This window comes from Candidatus Enterococcus courvalinii (assembly GCF_017315945.1).
Taxonomy (GTDB): Bacteria; Bacillota; Bacilli; order Lactobacillales; family Enterococcaceae; genus Enterococcus_B; species Enterococcus_B courvalinii.
Window position 1 is genome coordinate 118,923 of sequence record NZ_JAFLWI010000001.1, and the last position, 21,687, is coordinate 140,609.

A 21,687-nucleotide genomic window follows, 5' to 3' on the forward strand; every position below is an offset into this window, starting at 1 on the left:
CTGAAAATCAAATTTATACATACTAACAGTAGCATGGAAATAAGTTCTTGTCAATTTGTGTTAAGTACTAGCTATTGTTTTATAAATACTTATGATATGATTAGTAAGAAATGAAGTAAAAATGAGATATGGGGGTATTATTATGCTACTTAAAACGCTTGTATATAAGAAAAAAGATCTAACAACTGTAACAGAAACAAACACATTAGAAGAAGCACTTGAAATCTTAGAAACATCTGGTTATCGTTGTGTGCCAATCTTAGATGAATCTGGAAAGATCTTCCGCGGGAACATCTACAAAATGCACATCTATCGTCATAAAGCAAATGGCGGAGATATGACTTTACCAGTCACTCACCTGTTAAAAAATGCGACAAAATTTATTTACGTGAATACTTCATTCTTTAAAGTGTTCTTCACGATTAAAGAGTTACCTTATATTGCTGTTCTTGATGATGAAAATCATTTCTATGGCATCTTGACTCACAGTACATTGCTAAACATGTTGTCACAATCTTGGAGCGTTGAGCAAGGAAGCTACGTTCTAACTATTGCTTCTACGGGTAAGCAAGGTGACTTAGCAGCCATTTCTAAAATCATTTCTAAATACAGCAGCATTGCTAGCTGTATCACATTGGATATCGGCAAAGACGAATTTATTCGTCGCACATTGATTACTTTACCAGCTGATACTGACCAAAAACTTTGTGATACGATTGTTGAACATTTGGAACGCAAAAACTATAAAGTAGTTGAAATCGAAAACTTAAGAGATGCATAAGTACGTACGCAATAAAAAAGTTATGCTAAATCGGTATAAACAGACTAAAGACAAACCTTGCTTTCTCCGCAAGGCTTGTCTTTTTATTATGGATTATTTTCAAAACAAAATATATTTTCTTTTATATTTTGAAATAAATACAATAGGACATTTACACAGCTACCTGCTCTATTGATATTTTTTTCATCTATCCTACAAACTTAGCGACTCCTAATAAAAAAGACAAACCTCATATTTACATAAGGGTTGTCTTTAAACTGAAAAAACTAGTCCTAAGCTTTTTTCGGCTGTTTCAAAAATTTTATTTGTACTATTGTAGACATAATCAAAGTGGCTAAAATGATGGGAAATAGTTGATGCATAAGGATACTTCCAAAAGCGCTAAGTAAGATAATTAAAAATGCATACAGCAATGTCTTCCAAAAACTCCAATTATTGGTTTCAATTTTATTACCCAAAAAATAATGCGTCCCAAAAATTGAAACAAAACAAATGAGCACAAGTTCCATTATTATTCCTCCTGTTCAAAGCACGGTAATTTCTTATTTCCTTGAAAATGATTTACTTGATTTTTTTATTGATTCTCTTGCGCCAATTGAATTTTTTCAAACGCTTTAAAAAATGGATAGTAAATTGACAAAGAAACGGCAAAACAAACAAATACCATAACACACGCAACCCAATTCCAATTGGATGTGATCAATGCCCCTAAAGGTGCTGGTATTGAAAATGGTGGTTTAACCATCATTTTAGGCATCCATCCTAATGCTGTAACGATATAAACCAAAATGGTATTTACTACAGGAACGATTATAAACGGAATTGCTAGTAAAGGATTCATAACAATTGGCGTCCCAAAAATCATCGGTTCGTTGATGTTAAAAATACCAGGCAAGATAGAAAGTTTTCCTAATTGTTTTAAGTATTTTGACTTGGAGAACATAAACAATACAACTAAGGCCAAAGTAGACCCCGTTCCCCCCATTTGCGCGTACCATTGATAGAATTGTTCAGTAAATATATTAGGTAATTCAAATGCATTCATCCCATTTTGAAATAATTCAGCATTTTCAAGAATTGCTTGATCCCAAAAAGGACGAATAATCGGTCCCAGTACAGCATGACCATGAATACCTAGCGACCAGAAAATACAAATAACAAATTGCGTAAGTACGCCACCAATAAGATTATTTCCTGTAAGAAATACTTTCAATGGTGATATCGCCAAAGTTAGCAGTCCATTCAAGTCAAAACCCAAAAAATGACGTGGAATCCAAAACACTAAAACAACAAGAAGTGTTGGTAACAATGCTGCAAAAGACTCTCCTACAACTGGTGGAACACCGTCTGGCATTTTAATTTCTAACTTTTTGACTTTTGTAAAATGAAAAATCTCAACAGAAATCAAAGCTGCAACGATCGCTCCAAATAAGCCCTGTGATCCTAATGAAGCAATTGGTAAATATCGACCTGCTGCGACAGCATTTCCAGCAGTATCAATTCCTTCAGCAAGATTCGTAGGCATCACCATCAAAATCGTTGCTAACATGGCTAAAAATCCACTAGTTGTCTTATCTAGTTTATAACTGCTTCCTAAAAAAGAACCTATAGTAAATGCAGCATATAATGACATCAATCCAACAGTAAATCGAAACGGTACATCTAAAGAAGATAGATACGGTGCAATAAAATCTGTATAACCATCAATCGGTAGATTCAGTAAAATTGTAAAAAATGACCCAACAATCGTTAGAGGCAAAATAGAAATAAGTCCATTTCTAACCGCTTGTAAGTGACGTTGATTACCTATTGCATTAGCAATAGGCAATAGTTTCATTGCTAGTGAATCTAGTACTTTCATCTTTAAATCACCTCTATTTTTTCTTGAACTTCAAATCCATTCTCCGCAACAACTTGCTTGAACCAAAGACCTGATTTTTTTACAGTTTTTTCGCCCGTTTCAAGATCTAATCGATAAAAACCATAGCGATTCTTATACGCATTTATCCAAGACCAACAATCTACGGATGTCCACATATGATAACCTAAGCAATTGCTCCCCTCTTTCATTGCGCGATGCAGCCAAACCAGATGTTCTTGTAAAAATTCTATTCGGTAGTCATCTTGTACCATCCCATCTTGAATGAAGTTTTCTTCATCTTGAATGCCTATTCCATTTTCCGAAACAAACCAATCAATGTTCTCATATTCATGTTGAATTTTTTGCGCAATATCATACAAACCTTTAGGATAAATTTCAATTCCTCTAGATGTATTCATTCTTCGGCCTGGCATCTCATAATTGTCGTAAAACCATTCAGGTGAAAAGACACCATTAGGGTTAGGCAAAGATTCACGTGCTTTCACACGACGTGGACGATAATAATTAATGCCCAACAAGTCAATCTTAGTTTGTTGAATCAATTCAATATCCTCAGATCGAATATCCTCAGGAAGCTGTCCATATTCTTTTAAAACTGTAATCAGTTTTTCTGGGTACTTACCTTTTAGGACTGCATCATTTAAACTACGTGTATAAAATAAATCTGCCATTTCAGCAGCATATAAATCAGCAGGATTTTCGCTTCTAGGATAAACTGGAATTACATCCATGATAATACCTATTTTCCCAAAATAATTTTCTTGTCGAAATACCTTAACTGCCTCACAATGCGCTAAAATAATATTGTGTAACACTTGAGCTGCACGCTTAAAATCAACGACATACGGGTAATGTCGGTCATGTAAATACCCAGCTTCGGCAGGTATCATAGGCTCATTGAAAGTAAACCAATACCCTACTTTATCTCCAAATAGTTTAAAACAAGTTGATGCATACTCTTTATAGGCATCAATTACTTTCCGGTTTTCAAATCCTCCTAATTCTTGTAAATCCATCGGCATATCAAAATGATAAAGGTTAACAAAAGGTTTGATCCCTTTTTTATTTAATTCATCAAAAACATCTTGATAAAATGCAACTGCTGCTTGATTTATCTCCCCTATCCCCTTTGGAAAAAGTCGTGACCAAGAAATTGACGTACGAAACGAATTAAAATTGATATCTGCCATATTTTGGATGTCTTGTTTATAATCTGTATAAAATTTTGACGTATCTTTAGTAGTCACGCCCTCAAAAAAACGATAATTAAATACTTTTGAAGAATAATCCCAGATATTTTCACCTTTACCATCATTTTTTACAGTCCCTTCAGACTGAGTTGCACTCGTTGCAGCACCCCAAAAAAAATCTTTTGAAAATGTATATTTCATATGCTCCTCCTTATTGTGTATCCGTTATCATTTGCAAACGAAGTATAGCATAATAAATTTTGTTTATTCATGCTATACTGGATTATGTTTATAAAAACACTGTTTGTCATTTGTTTCTCAAATGTAACAAACTTTTTTCAGGAGGATAGATATGCTTTTTTTAGATTACAAACCCGATCTTTCTATATTAGACCAGACTATTTATGATGTTATTCTTGCAAATATAGATGCTATCCCAAAAATGAAATTAAAAGACTTAGCGACCTTAACACACACTTCAACTACTTCTGTTACACGATTCTGCAAAAAATTTGAATGCCAGACTTTCTCCGAATTCAAAGTCAAACTAAAATTATATAAGAGCTCAATGGATAAAGTGAGTTTTTCAAATAATGATGAAACTCAATACATAGACTTTATTCAACGAATAAATAAAGATTTTCTTTCTGAAAAATTAAACCAAGCTGTTAATCTTTTAGCAACTAAAAAAATGGTCATCTTTATTGGCTCTGGCACTTCCGAAACAATAGCTGAATATGGCGCTCTTTATTTTTCAAATTTGTCTCAGGCTGCAGTGAAAATAGAAGATCCTTCTAATTATCCAATTGATTGGTTTCCAGATGAGATTTTGAATCAATCCTGCATTATTGCACTCTCTATTTCTGGAGAAACACAAGAGATTATTCATTATTTAACTCGCTTAAAAAACAGGCCTGTGCCCATTATTTCGATTACAAATACTGAGGATTCAGCTGTTGCTAAATTATCAGATATTGTCCTGCCTTATTTTATTCAGCGCGAAACCATTTACAAAGCCAGTGCTGACAAAGATAAGACAATTGAAATTACTTCACAACTACCTGCAATTTTATTGATTGAAAAATTAGCCAAACGATTACGGATAAAAAAAGGCTTGTAAATCATAACGACCCTTCAAAAGGGTGGTTTGTTCTGAGGCTATAGACCTCTACTACTAGCCAGTGTCTCAAGACGCTGGCTTTCACTATGTTCAAGCCACATTGGTTTTATCATTTTTGCTCCCTCTTAATTTTTAACCTTTAAAAGGGGCACTATATTCTCAAACACTCTGTTTATCTAGAGCTATATCATGCTTTTCTTGTTCTTGAATATATTTCTTTATCGTCGCTTCGTTAAGCCCAACCGTGCTTACATAATATCCCGCTACCCAAAAATGACGGTTTCCAAACTTATAGCTCACATTCGCATGTTTGTCGAATATCATCATGGCGCTTTTCCCTTTTAGATATCCCATGAAACTCAAAACACTTATTTTAGGCGGAATACTTAGCAATAGATGTACATGATCTGGCATCATACGGCCTGAACAACTACATTTTAACGCGATTGAAGAGATTTTTTAGTAGAACTTTTTTTCTTCCACCCGCATAGCAGGTGTTTTTTTCGCTCACTTAGCAAGCTCAACTGGGTCTAAAGGCATAACAAAAAACAGCTGCGAATTTTATATTTCAATTCGCAGCTGTTTTTATGGCTATCTGTTCAATGATGTATAAGGTTGGCACCTGTGAAACTGTTATTGATTTATCCCTATGCTCATCAAAAGTATAATGAGAAATAGTTATATCAGATAAATCAGATAGTGAAGAATCCTTGCTATTAGTAACAGAAATAATAGGTACTTTTTTTTCGATGAACCTATTTAACTCATTATTTATTTTTTGATCGTTTCCATCATTCGACAAAACAAATACACCTATTTTTTCTAACATATGGCTAAACAAATGATCAAAATTATTCAGTGGTAAATTTTGCTTTACCGCTATTTTTGACGTATTCGAAAAATAAAATACTCCGTAGTCTGCTATTGCTTCTAATCCCTTTTCACTAATAAATAAAATTAATTCCTTATTTTTAATAAGTTGAGCTGCTTTAGTTACTTGTTGTTGAAACTGGACGCTTTTTGTATGTTGTGCGAAATTAAAAAATGTTTCTTCTGATCTAACTGCGATGTGCGAATTTTTCACTAATTCTCCTTGATAAAGTTGTAGTCTTATTTTAAATTCTGTAAAACCTTCACATTCAAATTTTCTACAAAATCTTACTATTGTCGTTGTGCTGACTTGAACCACTTCAGCCAGTTCTCGTATATTCATATGTACTACTTCTTCAATATGCGTAGCAACGAATTTATAAATATGGATATCCTTAGTGCTTAATGAGGGGGAACTTTCCAAAAATAGCATAACCTTTCACCAGCTTTCTACTTCATAAACAATATGATTTATTATAGCATAACTGCAAACGCTCGCTTTTCGTTTTTAGGTACATTCTCAAAATACAAAAAGAACTACCCTTCACTCTAAAAAGAGAACTGGCTAGTTCTTTTTAAATTCATTAACTGACTTACCACCAATTTTTGTGGTGCTGTCTAAGCTGTTGCTCGCACAACTGCTCTGTTTATTGATTATTTATTAGTCAACTGACAGAAGCGAAACTCGAAATAATTTTTTAGTTGATTATTTTGCGCTCGTATTAAAAAATCTATACTCTTTTATCGAATCCAATTGCTCGATTCAAATAATACATAATTGGTGCAGAGATTGCCATTGTCACGAATTCACTCAATGCCAATGTTCCGTAAGTGATCCAAAAAGGTTTTCCACCTGTCGGCACTAGCATATACGCAATCAAAATCATACTCACTGTGAAAAATAAAGTATTCAATGCCAAACGAACTTTGACATTTTTTACTTTATGGTGCAATAAAGCTGTAATGCCTAATGCAAGCAATGTTTGTCCTCCGCCGAACAAGACATCTAAAATACCAAATCCAAAAAATGCATTATACACAACTACACCACCTAAGACGCCCCATAATAATTTTCGATTAAAGACGACTAAGTGATTCAAGCTTTCTGAAATTCGGATTTGAACTGGTCCTGATGAAAGTGGTGTAACAAAAGTTAATGCCAAATATAAGGCCATCACAATTCCATTAATCATTACTACTCTTAAACGCTGATTACTTTTTGTTTTCATTTCCTTTTCCTCTTTTCTCCTAGTTTTGTTAACGCGGGATGGTCGACGAACCGCAAAAGGTATTATAGCAGATGTCTTTTACTTTTCAACCATGCTTTTACTTTTTTTGCAACAGTCACAAGTGTAAACGTTTGCAAAAAGGTGCGTTTTATGGTATAAAATAAGTGTAAGAGGACATAGGAATTCCCCGTCACGCAAACGAAGTAGGTTTTGCACGCAGAGAATTGTTATGAACTTAAATAAACGACAGAAAGGTGTGGGAATTTGAGCTACCTCTTACTATTACCAGGGTCTAGCAAGCAGCGGAAGAACTAAGTGGACATTTCGAACCTTAGAATTCTTCTCCTTACACAGTTAAGGATTAAGCACTTGCTAGACTTTTTTTATTTTTTTCGTATAAGTTCTTTTTTATTTCGGATTTCCTCTGCTATAATAACTAGGAATCTGCAAAAAAAGATCTTTTTTTGCGTTAGCCACAGGAGGCACACATGAATTTTCATTATCATCTTTTAATCAATCGAGCTGCTGGAAGTGGCAATGGTCAGAAAGTCGCCGATAAAATGTTTCCCATCTTTGATCAGCATCAAACCAACTATTCTGTCTACTATTCAGAATATCCTGGACATGATGCGGAATTAGCAGAGCAACTTGCCAAAGACACGCTGTTACCATGGACTACTGAAAATCAAGAAACAGTGACTACTTTCCCGCTCCTAGTCATCGTCGGTGGGGACGGAACGCTACACCAAGTGTTAAATACGTTTTACCAATTAGATTTGGAGTTACCCGTCGCTTATGTTCCAGCTGGTTCTGGAAATGATTTTGCCCGCGGAATTGGCTTATCTCGCAATACAGAACAAGCGGTCACTAATTTATTGGATACAGCTGAGCCACAAGAAATCAATCTATTGACTTATCAAGAACTGGTAACTGACACCAAAGGAATTTTAGTCAACAATCTGGGCATTGGTCTTGATGCAGCAATCGTTCATGCAACAAACCATTCCGCTACCAAAGAGCGCTTAAATAAATATAATTTAGGCTCACTTTCTTATATTTTATCAATTTTACGAGTCTTTTTTACACAAAAAGGATTTCCAATTTTGGTAGATGTTGGCGGGAAAACAATAAATTTTGAAAAAGCTTTTCTTTGTACAACAACCAACCATCCTTATTTTGGAGGTGGCGTTGCTATTGCTCCAACTGCTGAGGCCTTTAAACCCACGATTGATTTCGTTGTGGTCGAGAGAATTAATTTATTCAAAATTATTTGGATTGTGATTTTATTACTACAAAAGAAACAATTAAAATCAAAAAATTTCCACCATTTTACTACAAGTAAACTACGTATCGTCTCTACAACTCCACAATTTGGCCAAGCAGATGGTGAAGACATTGCACCTCAATCATTTGATTTACAGTTTGGAACGAAGACCCAGTCATTCTGGTGCCAAACGAAAAAATAAGAGAATTGTTTCCAGAACAATTCCTCAAGATATGCTAAAAAAGAATTAGCGGGTAAAATCAACGATGGTTGATTTTACCCGCTAATTTTAGTATTTTTCATTGCAAACGAATCTTTTCCATCCCAATCATTGGATCGATTGATTGATTTTCAATCGCTTCACTTGTTAAAATATAATTTTTAGGTTGTTCGTTTGATTCTACTTCTTTTTCCGTTTCCATCGTTTGCGTTTCAAACAAAGGAACTTCTTGGACGACAAATTCATTTTTTGCTTCTTTTTTATTGGAAACAACCGGCTCTTCTTTTTTGGCTGTCTTCATTACTTTTTCTGATACTTCACTCGTATAGGAACCATCTTCAAAGGGGTCATTTCCTGCTAATGAGTCTTCATAAGCAGTCAACTTCGTTCGTGTCACAAGCGTCATACTGTCATTTTCTTCAATTCTTCGTTTCAGGGTCGTCATACGACTAGCCGTTTCATTTTTGACACAAGTCAAGTAAGCTTGCTCTTCTCCAAGTAAAATCAACAAGTCTTTACTTCGAGTAACTGCCGTATACAGTAAATTACGTTGCAACATTCGTTGATACTGATGCACCATCGGCAAGATAACCATCTTAAATTCGCTACCTTGCGATTTATGGATCGAGCAACAATATGACAAGGTGATTTTATTCCACTCATTTCGCTTATACGTCACCTCGTTTGCATCGAATTGAATGACTAATTCATCCACTTTATCATCAGAATCCTTCGCTAAAATAATTCCCGTGATCACACCCATATCACCGTTGAAAACATTCAGTTCTGGCGTATTGACTAACTGTAATACTTTGTCCCCAATTCGATAAACTGTTTCATTCCAGCGGACTTCTTTTTTATTCGGTCCACCTGGATTAAAGATTTCTTGCATCATCTTATTCAAGGCATCAATTCCAGCTGCACCTCGATACATCGGCGCTAGTAACTGAATATCTTGCGCAGTAAACCCTTTATTTTTAGCTTTTTCTACGATTTGCGAAATCAAAGGCTCGATTTGGTACGCATCACTTCTAAAAAAAGAGCGATCTTTTTGATTCTTCGTAAAATCACTAGGCAAGCGCCCTTCCTTAATTTCATGCGCTAATGGAATAATACTGGATCCGTCCCCTTGTCGATAAATCTCATTGAGTTCCATTTTTGGAATCTGTTCGATGTTTAGTAGATCATGTAATACTTGACCAGGACCAACGGATGGTAGCTGATCTTTATCTCCAACTAAAATAACCTGCATATTTGTTGGAATTGCTTTAAATAAAGTATTCGCTAACCACGTATCCACCATCGACATTTCATCGACAATCAATAAACCACCTTCTAGCTCTTTCGTACTGACAGAAGGTGTTTTTTCACGCCCATTTAATCCAAGTAAGCGATGAATCGTGCTAGCTGGCAAGCCTGTTGTCTCATTCATTCGCTTAGCCGCTCGTCCCGTTGGCGCTGCTAGTAAAACTGGAAAGAGTTCTTGCGTATATTTATTGGGATCTAGTTCAATCCCATTCAATTCAGCGAATAAATGAACGATCCCGTTGATGACCGTTGTTTTTCCCGTCCCAGGTCCTCCTGTCAAAATAAATAAAGGTGAACGTATCGCTTCAGCAATCGCTTTTTCTTGTGAATCACCATATTGGATTCCAAAAATTTTTTCGATACGGCGAATGTTCTTAGTGATCTCTTTTTCTGGATAATGAATTTCTTTTTTACGACTTAACAATCGCTGAATCGAGTTGCCAATCCCCCACTCTGAAAAATACAAACTATTTTCATATAAATTTGTTTCTTCCTGTTGGATTTTCCCTTCTTCAACCAGCTGGATAATGACTGTGGCAACTTGGTCCGGCTCAATCTCAACCGGACGACTGGTTTCTAAAATCCGGATTGTTTGCGCCAAAAGTGTGTCGGCAGGAACATACGTATCACCTGTTTGGACACTGTGTTGAAAAATTTGATGCAAGATAGCCGCACGAATTCGTCTTGGCGAATCCGAAGCAATCCCAATTTGTTCCGCCAGATTATCCGCTCGTTTAAATCCAATTCCTTCAATATCTTCGACTAACTGATAAGGGTTTTCTTGAATAATATCTAACGCTTCATTTTTATACGCTTGGTAGATACTGAAAGCCAATTGACTACCGAAACCATAACGATTCAACCCCATGATGACTTGATCCATTCCATGATTCAAACGAATCGTTTCAGCAATCATGTCACGCTTTGGTTTCGTTAAACCAGAGATTTGTCGTAAAAGCGAAGGATCTTCGATGATTTTTTCAATAGCATCTTCTCCCAACATCTCAACGATTTTTTCAGCTGTTTTTTTACCAATCCCCGGAAATTTTTCGCTTGAAAGATACGAGACGATCCCATTAGCCGTTGTTGGTTTTTCTTGCTCGTAACGTTCAACCTTCAACTGGCGGCCATATTTAGGGTGATCCACTAGTTCGCCATAGAAACGATACGTCTCATTTTCTTGGATCTCACCGAAACTCCCCGTAACAACGATTTCTTTTTCTCGATAGTCTGCACTCGTTTCATTTACGTGGACTAAGAGAACTTTATAAAAATTACTTGGGTTTTGAAAAAAAATCGCGGCAACTGTCCCAACGAAATATGGCATTTCTTCTGGCTGCATCGAAGCCGCCTCCTTCTCCTATAGTAACGGTTCTGGTTTATTCTCCAAGCCTAAAAAATCTACTTCATTCCAAACTTTTAGCTGATAAGGCAATAAGTTATTTGGCTCTTCGGTTTCTAGTATAGTCAAACTACTATTAAATAAGCCACCCATTTCACGTAATTGGCTCAACTCTTTTCCTGTCATCCACTGAATCGCAGCCGTCAACGACGCTCCATGTCCCACAAACAAAATGGGTCCATCATGTTGTGCCACTGCATCTGCTACAATGGTTTCGATTCGCGTAATCGCAGCTGCAATCGGTTCACCATTAAACGGCGTTGGATCATATTTATCTAAATGATTACGTAAATTAGGTAGATTTTTGGGGAATTTTTCATACATCTCTTCGATTTTTTGACCTTCTAGCAAGCCTAGCCCCAACTCGCGAAGTTTATCCGTAAAAATAATTTCAACTGGGTGTGTCAACATTTGGTTGATTCCTTCAGCTGTATCACGTGCTCTCTTCGCCGTGCTTGCATAGATTACTTCAAAAGGAACGTTCTTCACTTTTCCCCCTAGTGCTTTGATTTCTTCATAACTTTGTGGGAGTAAAGGGGAATCTCCATTACTTCCTTGGAAGCGACGTTCTTGATTCCATTCCGTTTTGCCATGTCGGGTAAAATATAACTCCATTCTTCCTCACACCTCACTCATTTGTCTAGCATTCTTTTTACACTTCTTTATCAAAGATTAATCTAGTTTATCATGTTCATAGTGGTGTGTTAACTCTAACGCAGGAAATCCCTGTTGGCGCAATGCTTCATAAACGATCATAGCTGCCGTATTTGACAAATTCAGTGAACGTACATGTTCATCGTTCATTGGAATACGTAAACATTTTTCTTCATTATTACGCATAAATTCTTCAGGTAATCCGGTAGTTTCTTTACCGAATAAAAAGAAATGATCTTCACCATCTGCAAAATTTTCATCACTATAGATTTTATTGGCAAATTTTGAAATCAAATGTAGTTTTTGATCCCCCAAAAATTCTAAAAATGCTTCGAGATTTGGGTAATACTTGATATTTACATCGTTCCAGTAGTCCAATCCAGCACGTTTTAAGTGTTTATCATCTGTCGAAAATCCTAAAGGTTCGATCAAATGTAAGGGTGTATTCGTTGCGGCACATGTTCGTGCAATATTTCCAGTATTTGCTGGAATCAAAGGTTCAAATAAAACGATATGATTCATCTGTTGCTCATCCTCTCATGGTAATGTTTCTTTTTTATTTAGTAAGTACGATTGAATTTTGGCATAAAAAAAAACGTATCAACTCGGTGTTAGTCACTGCGAGTCGTTACGTTAGTGAAGCTCTTCTCACTATCTTTTATCAGAACAGGAACCTGATAAAAACCAATGAAAAAACAACTTGTTGCTACTATATCACCATTAAATTATTTTTGCAACCACTTGTTAATAAAAACTCAATGTAAACGGTTTTTCTTAGTCCCTTTTAATAATTCGACATCGATTGTAATTTTTTCCAGCGGATGCTTGTACAAATTCTCTTTTATTTCAGGCGCAACTTGCCATTCCAAAGGTGACATTGCCAAGAGATCTTGTTGATTTTTTTCTGGGATTTCAAATTCATACGTAACACGCTGACGTTCAATCAAGTTTAGTGATTCAGCAAACTTTGTGACAACTCGCTCATTTGAATAATTTTGTTTTTCTGGTTGATCCGGATAAAAAGCTTGTCGTAATTCTTTCAAATAGTTTTCTTGAGGTACAATTTTTAAAACCGCGCCATCATCTGTTAACACGCGTTGAAATTCTTGATAGTGTGACGGTGAAAAAATATTTAAAATGGTTGAAAATTGTTGTGATGCAAAGGGTAAGTTTGTCAAATCTGCTACACACCAAAATGCTTGGACTTCTTGTTCCGTTGCAGCATACACACCTTCTTTAGAAATATCAAAACCAACTGCTGTCTTTATTTTTTGCAACTCATTGATTTCATTTAAGAAACTACCTTCTCCACAACCAACATCTAAAACAGTCGCCTCTGTTGGTAGATATTTTGCAACCAATTCGATTACCGGTTGGTACATTCCTGAACGAATCATTCGTCGTCTAGGAGCAAACATTTCTTGGTCATAGTCCGTTTTGACTGCATGTGATAAAAAATAAAGTGTTCCCTTTTTGGATAAATCAAATCGATGACTGTTTTCACAAACTAAACCTTGTTCTGTTGCGACAATCGCTTCGTGGCAAACTGGACAACAAAACAACTGCTGATGTTTCAGTAAAAACTGGCGTCCACGGTCAATTTTTTTTAGCATATATTCCCCTCATTTCATTTTTATCTTACCTGTTGGTGAAAACTTTAGCAACCGGAAAAAATGTGTTACAATGCCCAAGAAGAAAAGCAAAGGAGTGCAGTTTATGATTAGAGAATTTTGTGCCGAAAATTACACCTCGATCCCTTTAGCGATTGCCCGTGGCGCGAACCGGATTGAATTATGCGACAACCTTGCTGTGGGGGGAACCACACCAAGCACTGGCGTAATCGAAGAAGCTTTAAGCTACGCTGGCGAAAAAGAAATCCCCGTGATGACGATCATTCGTCCGCGTGGAGGCGACTTTGTTTACAACGATATTGAATTAAAGATCATGCATACTGATTTGATTGAAGCAAAGAAACTAGGAACAGATGGTGTTGTTATTGGCTGTCTGACTCCTTCTGGTTGGCTGGATGAAGAAGCTTTAGAGTTGTTGATTGAAACAGCAGAAGGATTACAGATCACTTTCCACATGGCATTTGACAGCATCCCTAAAGAACGTCAATTTGAAGCAATCGATTGGCTAGTTGAACATGGCGTTGAACGAATTTTAACTCATGGTGGTGCAGCCGGTACAGCAATTGAGGATAACTTTGCACACTTGAAAGAATTAATTACGTATGCAGATAATCGTTTGATTATTTTACCCGGCGGCGGTGTATCTGATAAAAATGCAGAACAAGTTGCAAAAGAATTAAGTGTCACTGAAGTACATGGGACAAAAATTGTTTCACTAGATTAATCATAAAAAGGAGTGTGACCTGATGAGGTCACACTCCTTTTTATGATATAAATGATTGCTCGCTAATTTATTGGAACTAAACGCTCGGAGCACAACCTCATCCGCGGTGTTCTCAAAGCAGCTTTGAGCCACAACCTTACATAAAATACCCCATAAATAAAGAAGCAATATTAAAATAAATCAGCACACTTGTCAAATCACTTAAAGTGGTAATAAATGGTCCACTCGCAACTGCCGGATCAAATCCCAAACGATCCATCAACATTGGAATTAAGCTGCCTGCTAGGTTAGCAACTGTAATTGCAAACAACATCGCCATTCCAATAACAAACCCTAAAATAAAGTTATTCTTCCAAAAACCAACGATCAAGAAAATAGTCAGACCTGTCACTGCTCCAGTAACTAAACCTGTGAAAACTTCTGCTAGAATCAATCGTGTAAAACTATTTTCCTTTTCATCTGAGATAGCTAGTCGTCGCACAGCAACCGCCAATGATTGCGTCCCTGCATTCCCAGCTGTCCCCGTAATTAGTGAAATAAACACCGCCAAAATACTTGCTTCACTCACGAGGTCTTCGTAATGACTAATCAATGATGCTGTTGACATTCCCAAAAACAAGAGTGTAATCAACCACGGTAGTCGCCTGGATGCAGCCTTGATCGGATTTTCATTGACTTCTTCTACATTGACCCCAGCCAAACCAGAGTAGTCACTTGCTGCTTCATCATCAATAACATCAATAATATCATCAACCGTTACGATCCCTAACAAGTGATCATCGTAGTCGGTAACTGGCAATGCTAGAAAGTCATAGTCCCGGAATGTTTGCGCCACATCTTCTTGGTCATCACCCACATGCACTGAGATGATTCGCTCACTCATCAAGTCAGCAATCATCGTATCGTCATCATTGACAATCAAATCACGCAAAGAAATAACACCAACTAGTTTTCCTTCTTGATTGACCACATAAATGTAATAAATCGTTTCCGCTACATCCGCCTCATTTTTCAACACATACATCGCTGAACGAACAGTTTGATTGGCAACAATCGAAACAAATTCCGTTGTCATGATGGCACCGGCTGTCTCATCCTCATAGTGTAACAATTCTTTGATTTCACTAGCATCTTCAGTGGACATCAAGCTTAAATATTTAGCTGTTTGTTTTTTATCTAATGTGTTTAACAAATCGACTGCGTTATCGGTATACATTTCTGCTAACATATCCGCAGCATAGCTTGGTCGCATTTCCGCCAAATATTCCTTCATATGTTCATTATCTTCTTCAATCACATCGAACATATCAGCTAATTCTTTCGGCGAAAGATACGTATAGATCAATTGACGATCATCTTCAGGGAGTGACTGGTAGAACTGCCCCTGCTCATAAATGTGCATCTCCAAGAAATCATTTCTAAATTCTTGAATATTATTTTTCTTCAAATCCTGAGCCAACTGGGCAAATCTTTCCTCTAATTCTTGATTTTCGTCCAAACCAATCTCACCTCACCTTAATCTTTAAAACGTTTGATCACTGCAGACATATCTTCTGCTAATGGTTGCTTAAATTCTAATAATTCTTGAGTAAAAGGATGATAAAAGCGTAAATCATAACAATGGAGCGCCTGTCTTTGGATGCCCAAATCCATGCGTCCCTCATACATATCATCGCCTAACAAAGGACAACCTATTGCAGCAAAATGGACTCTAATTTGATGCGTACGTCCTGTATGAAGTTGGATATCAACCAATGCTGCATCAGAAAAAACTTGGTCAAGCCAATACTCTGTTTCCGCTGATCGACCTTCTGGAGAAATCGTTCGTTTCAGTAACGAAGTATAATCCCTCGCAATCGGCAATTCAATGCTTCCATGTTGTTGCAGTTCATTGATTTTCCCGCTAATTAACGCTTGATATTTTTTCGTAAATTTCTTTTCTCGAAGTTGCGTATCCAACTTTGCGTGGGCAAAACCGTGTTTGGCAAACAGCATCAATCCAGATGTATCTCGATCCAATCTGGTTACTACGTGTATCACTTGGTTTTCATACCCTTGTTTTTTGTAATACGCTTTGACTCGATTCGCCATCGTACCATTGGGATGGTATTGTGCCGGAATCGAAGAAATACCTGCTGGTTTATTAACGACTAAAACATGTTCATCTTCAAAAACAATATCGATTGGCGTCTCATCTAAAAGAACTGTTTCATGCTCTCCTTCAGCAGGAATCACAATGGTTACCTTATCATTGTCTGTCAGAGAAAACAAGACATTTTCGACTTGCTCGTTGACTTTGATTTCGCCACCTTGAAATTTTATTTTTGCTAATAAACCTTTGGAAATCCCCTGTTCCTTCAAGAAATATTTCACTTGTTGCGGGTGTTCCTTTTGATATATCCATGTAAACTGCATACTATCCCTCACCAATAAAGGCATCCTTCACGCGATGCCAAAAATGCATATGTCGATAAGAAGCAAAATGGATGCGTTCTTTCGCAATTCGGTAATAAATTGAATGAATATGTCCCTTTGCCACGTCCAATTGATCGACTGTCACCAAATAATCTTCTGTATTTTCTAATTTGATTTCAACCCACTCATCTTGCCCAATTACAATGGGTGAACCTAATGTTCGAAAGACACGATTATTTAAAGAGGCTATTTCTGTTAATTGAAAAGCATTGATACTTGGATGAATAACTGCCCCACCAATGCTTTTATTGTACGCAGTGGAACCAGTCGGCGTTGAAACTGCCAAACCATCACCTCGAAAGCTTTCAAACAATTCATCTTTGATATACACATCCGCAACCATTGTCCGGTTTGCTCGTTTGATTGTCGATTCATTCAATGCAAAAAAATGTTTGTCCGGTTGATTATTGGTGTAACTGATCCGCACATCTAGTAAAGGGTAACTAACACTTTGTTCGCGTGTCGTCAGTAAACTATCAACTAACTCTTCTAGTTCGTAATCGCGCCAGTCTGTATAAAAACCAAGATGTCCAGTATGCACACCTAAAAAGCGAACTTCATTTAACCGATGATTAAACCGATGAAAAGCCGAAAGTAATGTTCCGTCCCCTCCAACTGAAATCACCAATTCCGGATTTTTTTCATTGATTTTGATACCCGCTTTCGTTAAAAGAGCAACCAACCGTTCGGTAACTTCTAATGTTTTTGCTTCATTATTATGAACAATGGCTACTTTCATTCGTTGCCTCCTTGCTTCTCATCTTCTTTATCTAACAACGTTCGATAATAAACATCATCTGATTTTCCTCGACCATGAGAAAACAAGCGCTGGGCCTCTTGGATTTCTTCGCGAATATTAGACATTTCTTCATCTAATTGATATGCGGCTTCTGCAGCGCGTTGTAATCGCTCGCTCATTTCTTCTGGAAAAACACCTTGATATTTATAATTTAGCGAATGTTCGATTGTCGCCCAAAAGTTCATTGCTAATGTTCGAATTTGGATTTCAGCCAAGATTTTCTTTTCGCCGTTAATCAACTGAACAGGATATTCGATTACTAAATGATAGGAACGATACCCGCTTGCTTTTTTGTTTGTAATATAGTCTCTTTCTTGAATTACCTTCATGTCTTTACGGTTACGAATCACCTCTACAACTTGGTGGATATCTTCGACAAACTGACACATAATACGTAATCCAGCAATATCAGACATTTCTTCTTCTAGCCGTCCCATTGGAATATGTCGTAACTGAGATTTTGTTACAATGCTATCGACTGGTTTCACACGACCAGTTACAAATTCAATCGGCACATGTTGATTTTGTTCACGGAATTGTTTACGAATCCCGCGTAATTTAACTTTCAATTCTGATACAGTTTGTTCATATGGTGCTAAAAATGTTTCCCAATCTCGTTCCATAACTCATACCTCTACTTTGCACTGACATTCATTGCCTATTTTACCATACAACCAATAGTTTCCGTAATCGTTCACCCTTTCATTGACCAGAAAAGAAAATTTAGGCAAAATAAAGAAAAAGGAGCGAATAACATGGCAGAAAATTTAGAAATTGAATTCAAAACAATGCTTTCCCAAACAGAATATCAACAATTGATCGCTCATTATCAATTGACAGCGAACGATTTTAAAACTCAAACAAATAGTTATTTTGATACACCTGATTTCCAATTAAAAGCCAAAAATTGTGGACTACGCATTAGAAGGTATGAAGCGTCGGCAGAATACACACTAAAAACTCCAGCTGTATCAGGGTTATTAGAAACAACTGATACACTAACCCGAGCTTGTGCTGATGCCATCCTCCAATCAAATGTGCTACCAATCACAGGTCACGTCTTTGAAAAATTAATTGAGCTTGGAATCCACTCCTCTCAACTAATCAAAACTGGAGAGCTAACGACTAAACGTGCAGAATTTCACATAAAGGAAGGTTTCTTAGCGATTGACCAAAGCTGGGCAGAGAATTTACATGACTATGAATTAGAACTCGAAGTACAAGACACAACTACAACAAGTGCTGATTTTTTACAGTTTTTGGATTCGTTCAACCTTCCTTATCGTCCTGCAAAAAATAAAATCTCTCGAATGATCGAAGCAAAAAATTAGATTTCTTTCATTTTCACAAGGCACATGAGTTCATTTTTTGCGCCTTTTCTGTTAAGTTATAGTCTGTGGATGAAAGAATTCACTAATTATATAGAATCTATTTTTGGGGGAGATTCATATGATCGAAATTTATCTTTTCGTGAACCCTTTGGGGAAATACTGTTTTAATATGGAACGGCAGCTGTTACAGTTCATTGAAGAAGAATATGGGACGACAAATCTAAAAAACAAAAAAGTTCAATTTCGTTTTTTACCTTTAGTTAACTTGCAGACAATTGGGGATGTCATGCAAACACGAGGCATTGATCGTCAAAATTTAGAAGAACGTAACAATTTATTTTCAACAATCTACTCTGCCTCACTTGATTGTAAAGCTGCACAGTTTCAAGGAAAGAAAAAAGGGCGTCAATTTTTGATTAAATTGCAAGAAGCTGTAGGCTGTAATGATATTCCTTATTCACAAGCTTTATCTGAGGAACTTTTTGCGTCTATCGGTGGAGATTTAGCAATGTTCAAAGAAGACCGTCAATCTGAATTTGTAAAGGAAGCTTTTTTCTCTGACCAGAAAATCGCTCGAGAGATGGGAATTACTAAACACCCTTCCGCTGTTGTTTATAATTACGCATATGATTGTGATTTTGGCGTTTTAGTCGAAGGCACAAACAGTGTTCACCGTATCCAAGAACTTTGTAAAGTAACTGATGAATCCTATCAAATTTTTACTGGTCAACAATTACATACAACTGATTCAAAGTTTACAACTGGCGCAAGCCACTTATCTTTACTTTCAAATTAATTTTTATTCAAAACAAACATGATCTATTTAGCCTCCAAGACAGCCTGAACATTCTGTCTTGGAGGTTTTTCTTTCATAAAAAAAGAGCCTCGACAAAAGTCGAGACTCTTTTTTAGCTTGGTAACAAGAAGACAAATTATCTTCTGTATCCCCACACGAAAGCTTCCTTTTTCTCTTGATTTTTATAACTCACCAATCAACGCTTCTAACTCGTCCAAGCGTTTTTCAAACATGGCCATTGCATCTTCAATGTAAGCTGCTTGTGTCATATCGACACCCGCTTTTTTCATTACTTCCACAGGATAATCACTGTTACCTGCTTTCAAGTAAGCTAAGTAATTATCTAACGCATTTGGTTCTTTCGTCCAAATTTTCTTCGCCAATGCAGACGCTGCAGAAAATCCTGTTGCATATTGGAAAACATAGTAATTGTAGTAGAAATGTGGAATACGTGACCATTCATATTTGATTTCTGGATCTTCTTCCACTGCTGGTCCGTAATATTTTGTATTTAATTTGCCATAGCTTTCACTTAAGTATTCACTTGTTAATGGTACACCTTTTGCATCTTCAACATACATAAAATGTTCAAACTCAGCAAATTGTGTTTGACGGAAAATTGTTCCCTTAAATCCGTCCAAATAATGATTTAACACATATGCACGCACACGAGGATCTGTTTCTGTTTCCAACAAATACTCAGTCAAAATATTTTCATTCGTTGTCGAAGCAATTTCCGCCAAGAAAATTGAATAATCCCCATAAACATACGGTTGGTTTGAACGAGTAAAGAAACTATGCACGCTATGGCCCATTTCGTGCACTAAGGTAAATAATTGATCTAATGTATCATGCCAATTCAACAAAATATATGGCTTCGTATCATAACTTCCTGAAGAATATGCCCCGCTACGTTTCCCTTTGTTTTCAACAACATCGATCCAACGATCAGCAAACGCTTCTTCAACAACTGCCATGTACTCTTCACCCATTGGTTGTAAAGCTTCCAAGGCTTTTGCTCTTGCATCTTCATAAGAAAACTTGATTGGTGCTTCACCTAATACCGGAGTATACAAATCATACATGTGTAGTTCTTCCACATTTAATAAACGTTTACGTAATTCCATATAACGATGTAACAATGGTAAATGCTTATTCACTACCTCAACCAATGTATCATACACACTTTCAGGAACGTGATTGTTGCTTAAAGAAGCTTCACGAGCAGAACCATAATGACGTGCTTTCGCTTTAAAATTATACCCTTTGATATGCGCACTTAACGTCGAAGCAAAAGTATTTCTAAATTGTTCATATACTTCATATAGTCCCTTAAATGCCGCTTCACGTACAGAACGATGTGTACTTTCTAACAATTGACCATAAACCCCATGAGAAAGTTGGATTTTTTCACCATTTTCGCCTGTGATTGTTGGAAAAACTAAATCAGCATTGTTCAACACTGAAAATGTACCACTTGATGCGCCAAAAATCTCGCCAGCTCCAGCTAAAAGTGCTTCCTGATCTGCTGATAAGACATGTGCGCGATTATCAACCATTTGTTGAACGAAGTGGCGATAAATTCCTAATTTTGGTTCTTCTTCAAAGTAACTCCAAATCGTTTCATCCGACAATTGTAGAACTTCTGGTTCTAACCATGAAACAGATTCCCCTACTTTTGCCATTAAACTGCCAGCACGAGAATGCAAAGCTTGATATGTCGTATTTGCAGTGTCTTGGTCATTCTTCAAATGAGCGTAAACATACAATACTTCAATTTTACGATAAACATCTAAAACAAACTCAAGCGCATTCAAAAATGCGGTTGCACCGTTAGCCAGCGTTCCTTTATATGTTTCTGCCTGCATTAGTTCCTCAGATAGTTCTTGATATTTTTCGTCAAATTCTTGATCATTTGCAAAAATTTTCGTCAAATCCCAAGTTAATTTTTCGGATAGTTCTTCGCGATTCGGTAATTGGGTTGTTTCACTCATGAAATCGACTCCTTTTT

The 21,687-nt window shown here is 36.7% G+C and carries 19 protein-coding genes and 1 pseudogene; 6 read left to right on the forward strand and 14 right to left on the reverse strand.

All coding sequences use genetic code 11. The features are described from left to right. The first annotated feature begins 142 nt into the window (after positions 1-142). The gene (gene cbpA / locus JZO71_RS00600; RefSeq protein ID WP_206897651.1) at positions 143-781 is read left to right on the forward strand and encodes a cyclic di-AMP binding protein CbpA; all 639 of its coding nucleotides are present in this window, start codon (positions 143-145) and stop codon (positions 779-781) included. Positions 782-1,355: 574 nt separating this feature from the next. On the opposite strand, the gene JZO71_RS00605 is transcribed toward cbpA, so the two are convergent. Continuing rightward, on the reverse strand, positions 1,356-2,642 hold the full coding sequence (locus JZO71_RS00605; protein WP_206897652.1) for a PTS sugar transporter subunit IIC: 1,287 nt from the start codon (positions 2,640-2,642) through the stop codon (positions 1,356-1,358). A gap of 2 nt (positions 2,643-2,644) precedes the next feature. Then, positions 2,645-4,054 carry a glycoside hydrolase family 1 protein gene (locus JZO71_RS00610; protein ID WP_206897653.1) on the reverse strand — a complete coding sequence of 470 codons (1,410 nt, stop codon included), beginning with the start codon at positions 4,052-4,054 and terminating at the stop codon, positions 2,645-2,647. A gap of 151 nt (positions 4,055-4,205) precedes the next feature. On the opposite strand from JZO71_RS00610, the gene JZO71_RS00615 reads away from it, so the two are divergent. Continuing rightward, on the forward strand, positions 4,206-4,973 hold the full coding sequence (locus JZO71_RS00615) for a MurR/RpiR family transcriptional regulator (protein WP_206897654.1): 768 nt from the start codon (positions 4,206-4,208) through the stop codon (positions 4,971-4,973). A gap of 159 nt (positions 4,974-5,132) precedes the next feature. Here JZO71_RS00615 and tnpA read toward each other — a convergent pair. The 3 genes and pseudogenes from tnpA to JZO71_RS00630 all read right to left on the reverse strand — a co-directional run. After that, a pseudogene (gene tnpA, locus JZO71_RS00620) lies at positions 5,133-5,390 on the reverse strand (IS200/IS605 family transposase); the annotation flags it as partial. 151 nt (positions 5,391-5,541) lie between these two features. Continuing rightward, positions 5,542-6,276, reverse strand: coding sequence for a MurR/RpiR family transcriptional regulator (locus JZO71_RS00625; RefSeq protein ID WP_206897655.1), 735 nt, complete (start codon positions 6,274-6,276; stop codon positions 5,542-5,544). A 298-nt stretch (positions 6,277-6,574) separates the two neighbouring features. Further along, entirely contained in the window at positions 6,575-7,072 is a 498-nt protein-coding gene (locus JZO71_RS00630) for a QueT transporter family protein (RefSeq protein WP_206897656.1), read from the reverse strand. A gap of 488 nt (positions 7,073-7,560) precedes the next feature. Here JZO71_RS00630 and JZO71_RS00635 point away from each other — a divergent pair, with 488 nt between their 5' ends. Further along, positions 7,561-8,538: a diacylglycerol/lipid kinase family protein gene (locus JZO71_RS00635; RefSeq protein ID WP_206897657.1), complete on the forward strand. Its 978-nt coding sequence runs from the start codon at positions 7,561-7,563 to the stop codon at positions 8,536-8,538. A 97-nt stretch (positions 8,539-8,635) separates the two neighbouring features. On the opposite strand, the gene recD2 is transcribed toward JZO71_RS00635, so the two are convergent. The 4 genes from recD2 to JZO71_RS00655 all read right to left on the reverse strand — a co-directional run bounded on the left by recD2 (position 8,636) and on the right by JZO71_RS00655 (position 13,533). Further along, positions 8,636-11,206, reverse strand: a complete 2,571-nt coding sequence (recD2, locus tag JZO71_RS00640) for an SF1B family DNA helicase RecD2 (RefSeq protein ID WP_206897658.1) — start codon at positions 11,204-11,206, stop codon at positions 8,636-8,638. Positions 11,207-11,224: 18 nt separating this feature from the next. Next, entirely contained in the window at positions 11,225-11,881 is a 657-nt protein-coding gene (locus JZO71_RS00645; RefSeq protein WP_206897659.1) for a histidine phosphatase family protein, read from the reverse strand. Between the two features lie 57 nt (positions 11,882-11,938). Then, positions 11,939-12,442 (reverse strand): tRNA (uridine(34)/cytosine(34)/5-carboxymethylaminomethyluridine(34)-2'-O)-methyltransferase TrmL, encoded by a 504-nt coding sequence (trmL, locus tag JZO71_RS00650; protein WP_206897660.1) that lies wholly within the window; start codon positions 12,440-12,442, stop codon positions 11,939-11,941. A 233-nt stretch (positions 12,443-12,675) separates the two neighbouring features. Then, positions 12,676-13,533: a methyltransferase domain-containing protein gene (locus JZO71_RS00655; protein WP_206897661.1), complete on the reverse strand. Its 858-nt coding sequence runs from the start codon at positions 13,531-13,533 to the stop codon at positions 12,676-12,678. Between the two features lie 103 nt (positions 13,534-13,636). Between JZO71_RS00655 and JZO71_RS00660 the strand changes: the two genes are divergently transcribed. Further along, on the forward strand, positions 13,637-14,275 hold the full coding sequence (locus JZO71_RS00660) for a copper homeostasis protein CutC (RefSeq protein ID WP_206897662.1): 639 nt from the start codon (positions 13,637-13,639) through the stop codon (positions 14,273-14,275). Between the two features lie 136 nt (positions 14,276-14,411). Here JZO71_RS00660 and mgtE read toward each other — a convergent pair whose 3' ends face one another. The 4 genes from mgtE to yjbM are packed head-to-tail and all read right to left on the reverse strand — an operon-like array spanning position 14,412 to position 18,172. Next, complete coding sequence (gene mgtE, locus JZO71_RS00665; RefSeq protein WP_206897663.1) at positions 14,412-15,773, reverse strand: magnesium transporter; 1,362 nt, start codon at positions 15,771-15,773, stop codon at positions 14,412-14,414. A 17-nt stretch (positions 15,774-15,790) separates the two neighbouring features. Next, positions 15,791-16,690 (reverse strand): RluA family pseudouridine synthase, encoded by a 900-nt coding sequence (locus tag JZO71_RS00670; protein ID WP_206897664.1) that lies wholly within the window; start codon positions 16,688-16,690, stop codon positions 15,791-15,793. 1 nt (position 16,691) lies between these two features. After that, positions 16,692-17,489 (reverse strand): NAD kinase, encoded by a 798-nt coding sequence (locus JZO71_RS00675; protein ID WP_206897665.1) that lies wholly within the window; start codon positions 17,487-17,489, stop codon positions 16,692-16,694. After that, entirely contained in the window at positions 17,486-18,172 is a 687-nt protein-coding gene (gene yjbM / locus JZO71_RS00680; protein ID WP_206897666.1) for a GTP diphosphokinase, read from the reverse strand. Before yjbM ends, JZO71_RS00675 begins: the two co-directional genes overlap by 4 nt. Before the next feature lie 132 nt (positions 18,173-18,304). Here yjbM and JZO71_RS00685 point away from each other — a divergent pair, with 132 nt between their 5' ends. Together JZO71_RS00685 and JZO71_RS00690 are read left to right on the forward strand one after the other, a co-directional pair. Continuing rightward, entirely contained in the window at positions 18,305-18,880 is a 576-nt protein-coding gene (locus tag JZO71_RS00685; protein ID WP_206897667.1) for a CYTH domain-containing protein, read from the forward strand. 118 nt (positions 18,881-18,998) lie between these two features. Beyond that, positions 18,999-19,676, forward strand: a complete 678-nt coding sequence (locus JZO71_RS00690) for a ClpXP adapter SpxH family protein (protein WP_206897668.1) — start codon at positions 18,999-19,001, stop codon at positions 19,674-19,676. A gap of 182 nt (positions 19,677-19,858) precedes the next feature. On the opposite strand, the gene pepF is transcribed toward JZO71_RS00690, so the two are convergent. Then, positions 19,859-21,670, reverse strand: coding sequence for an oligoendopeptidase F (gene pepF, locus JZO71_RS00695; RefSeq protein ID WP_206897669.1), 1,812 nt, complete (start codon positions 21,668-21,670; stop codon positions 19,859-19,861). Between the last annotated feature and the right edge of the window lie 17 nt (positions 21,671-21,687).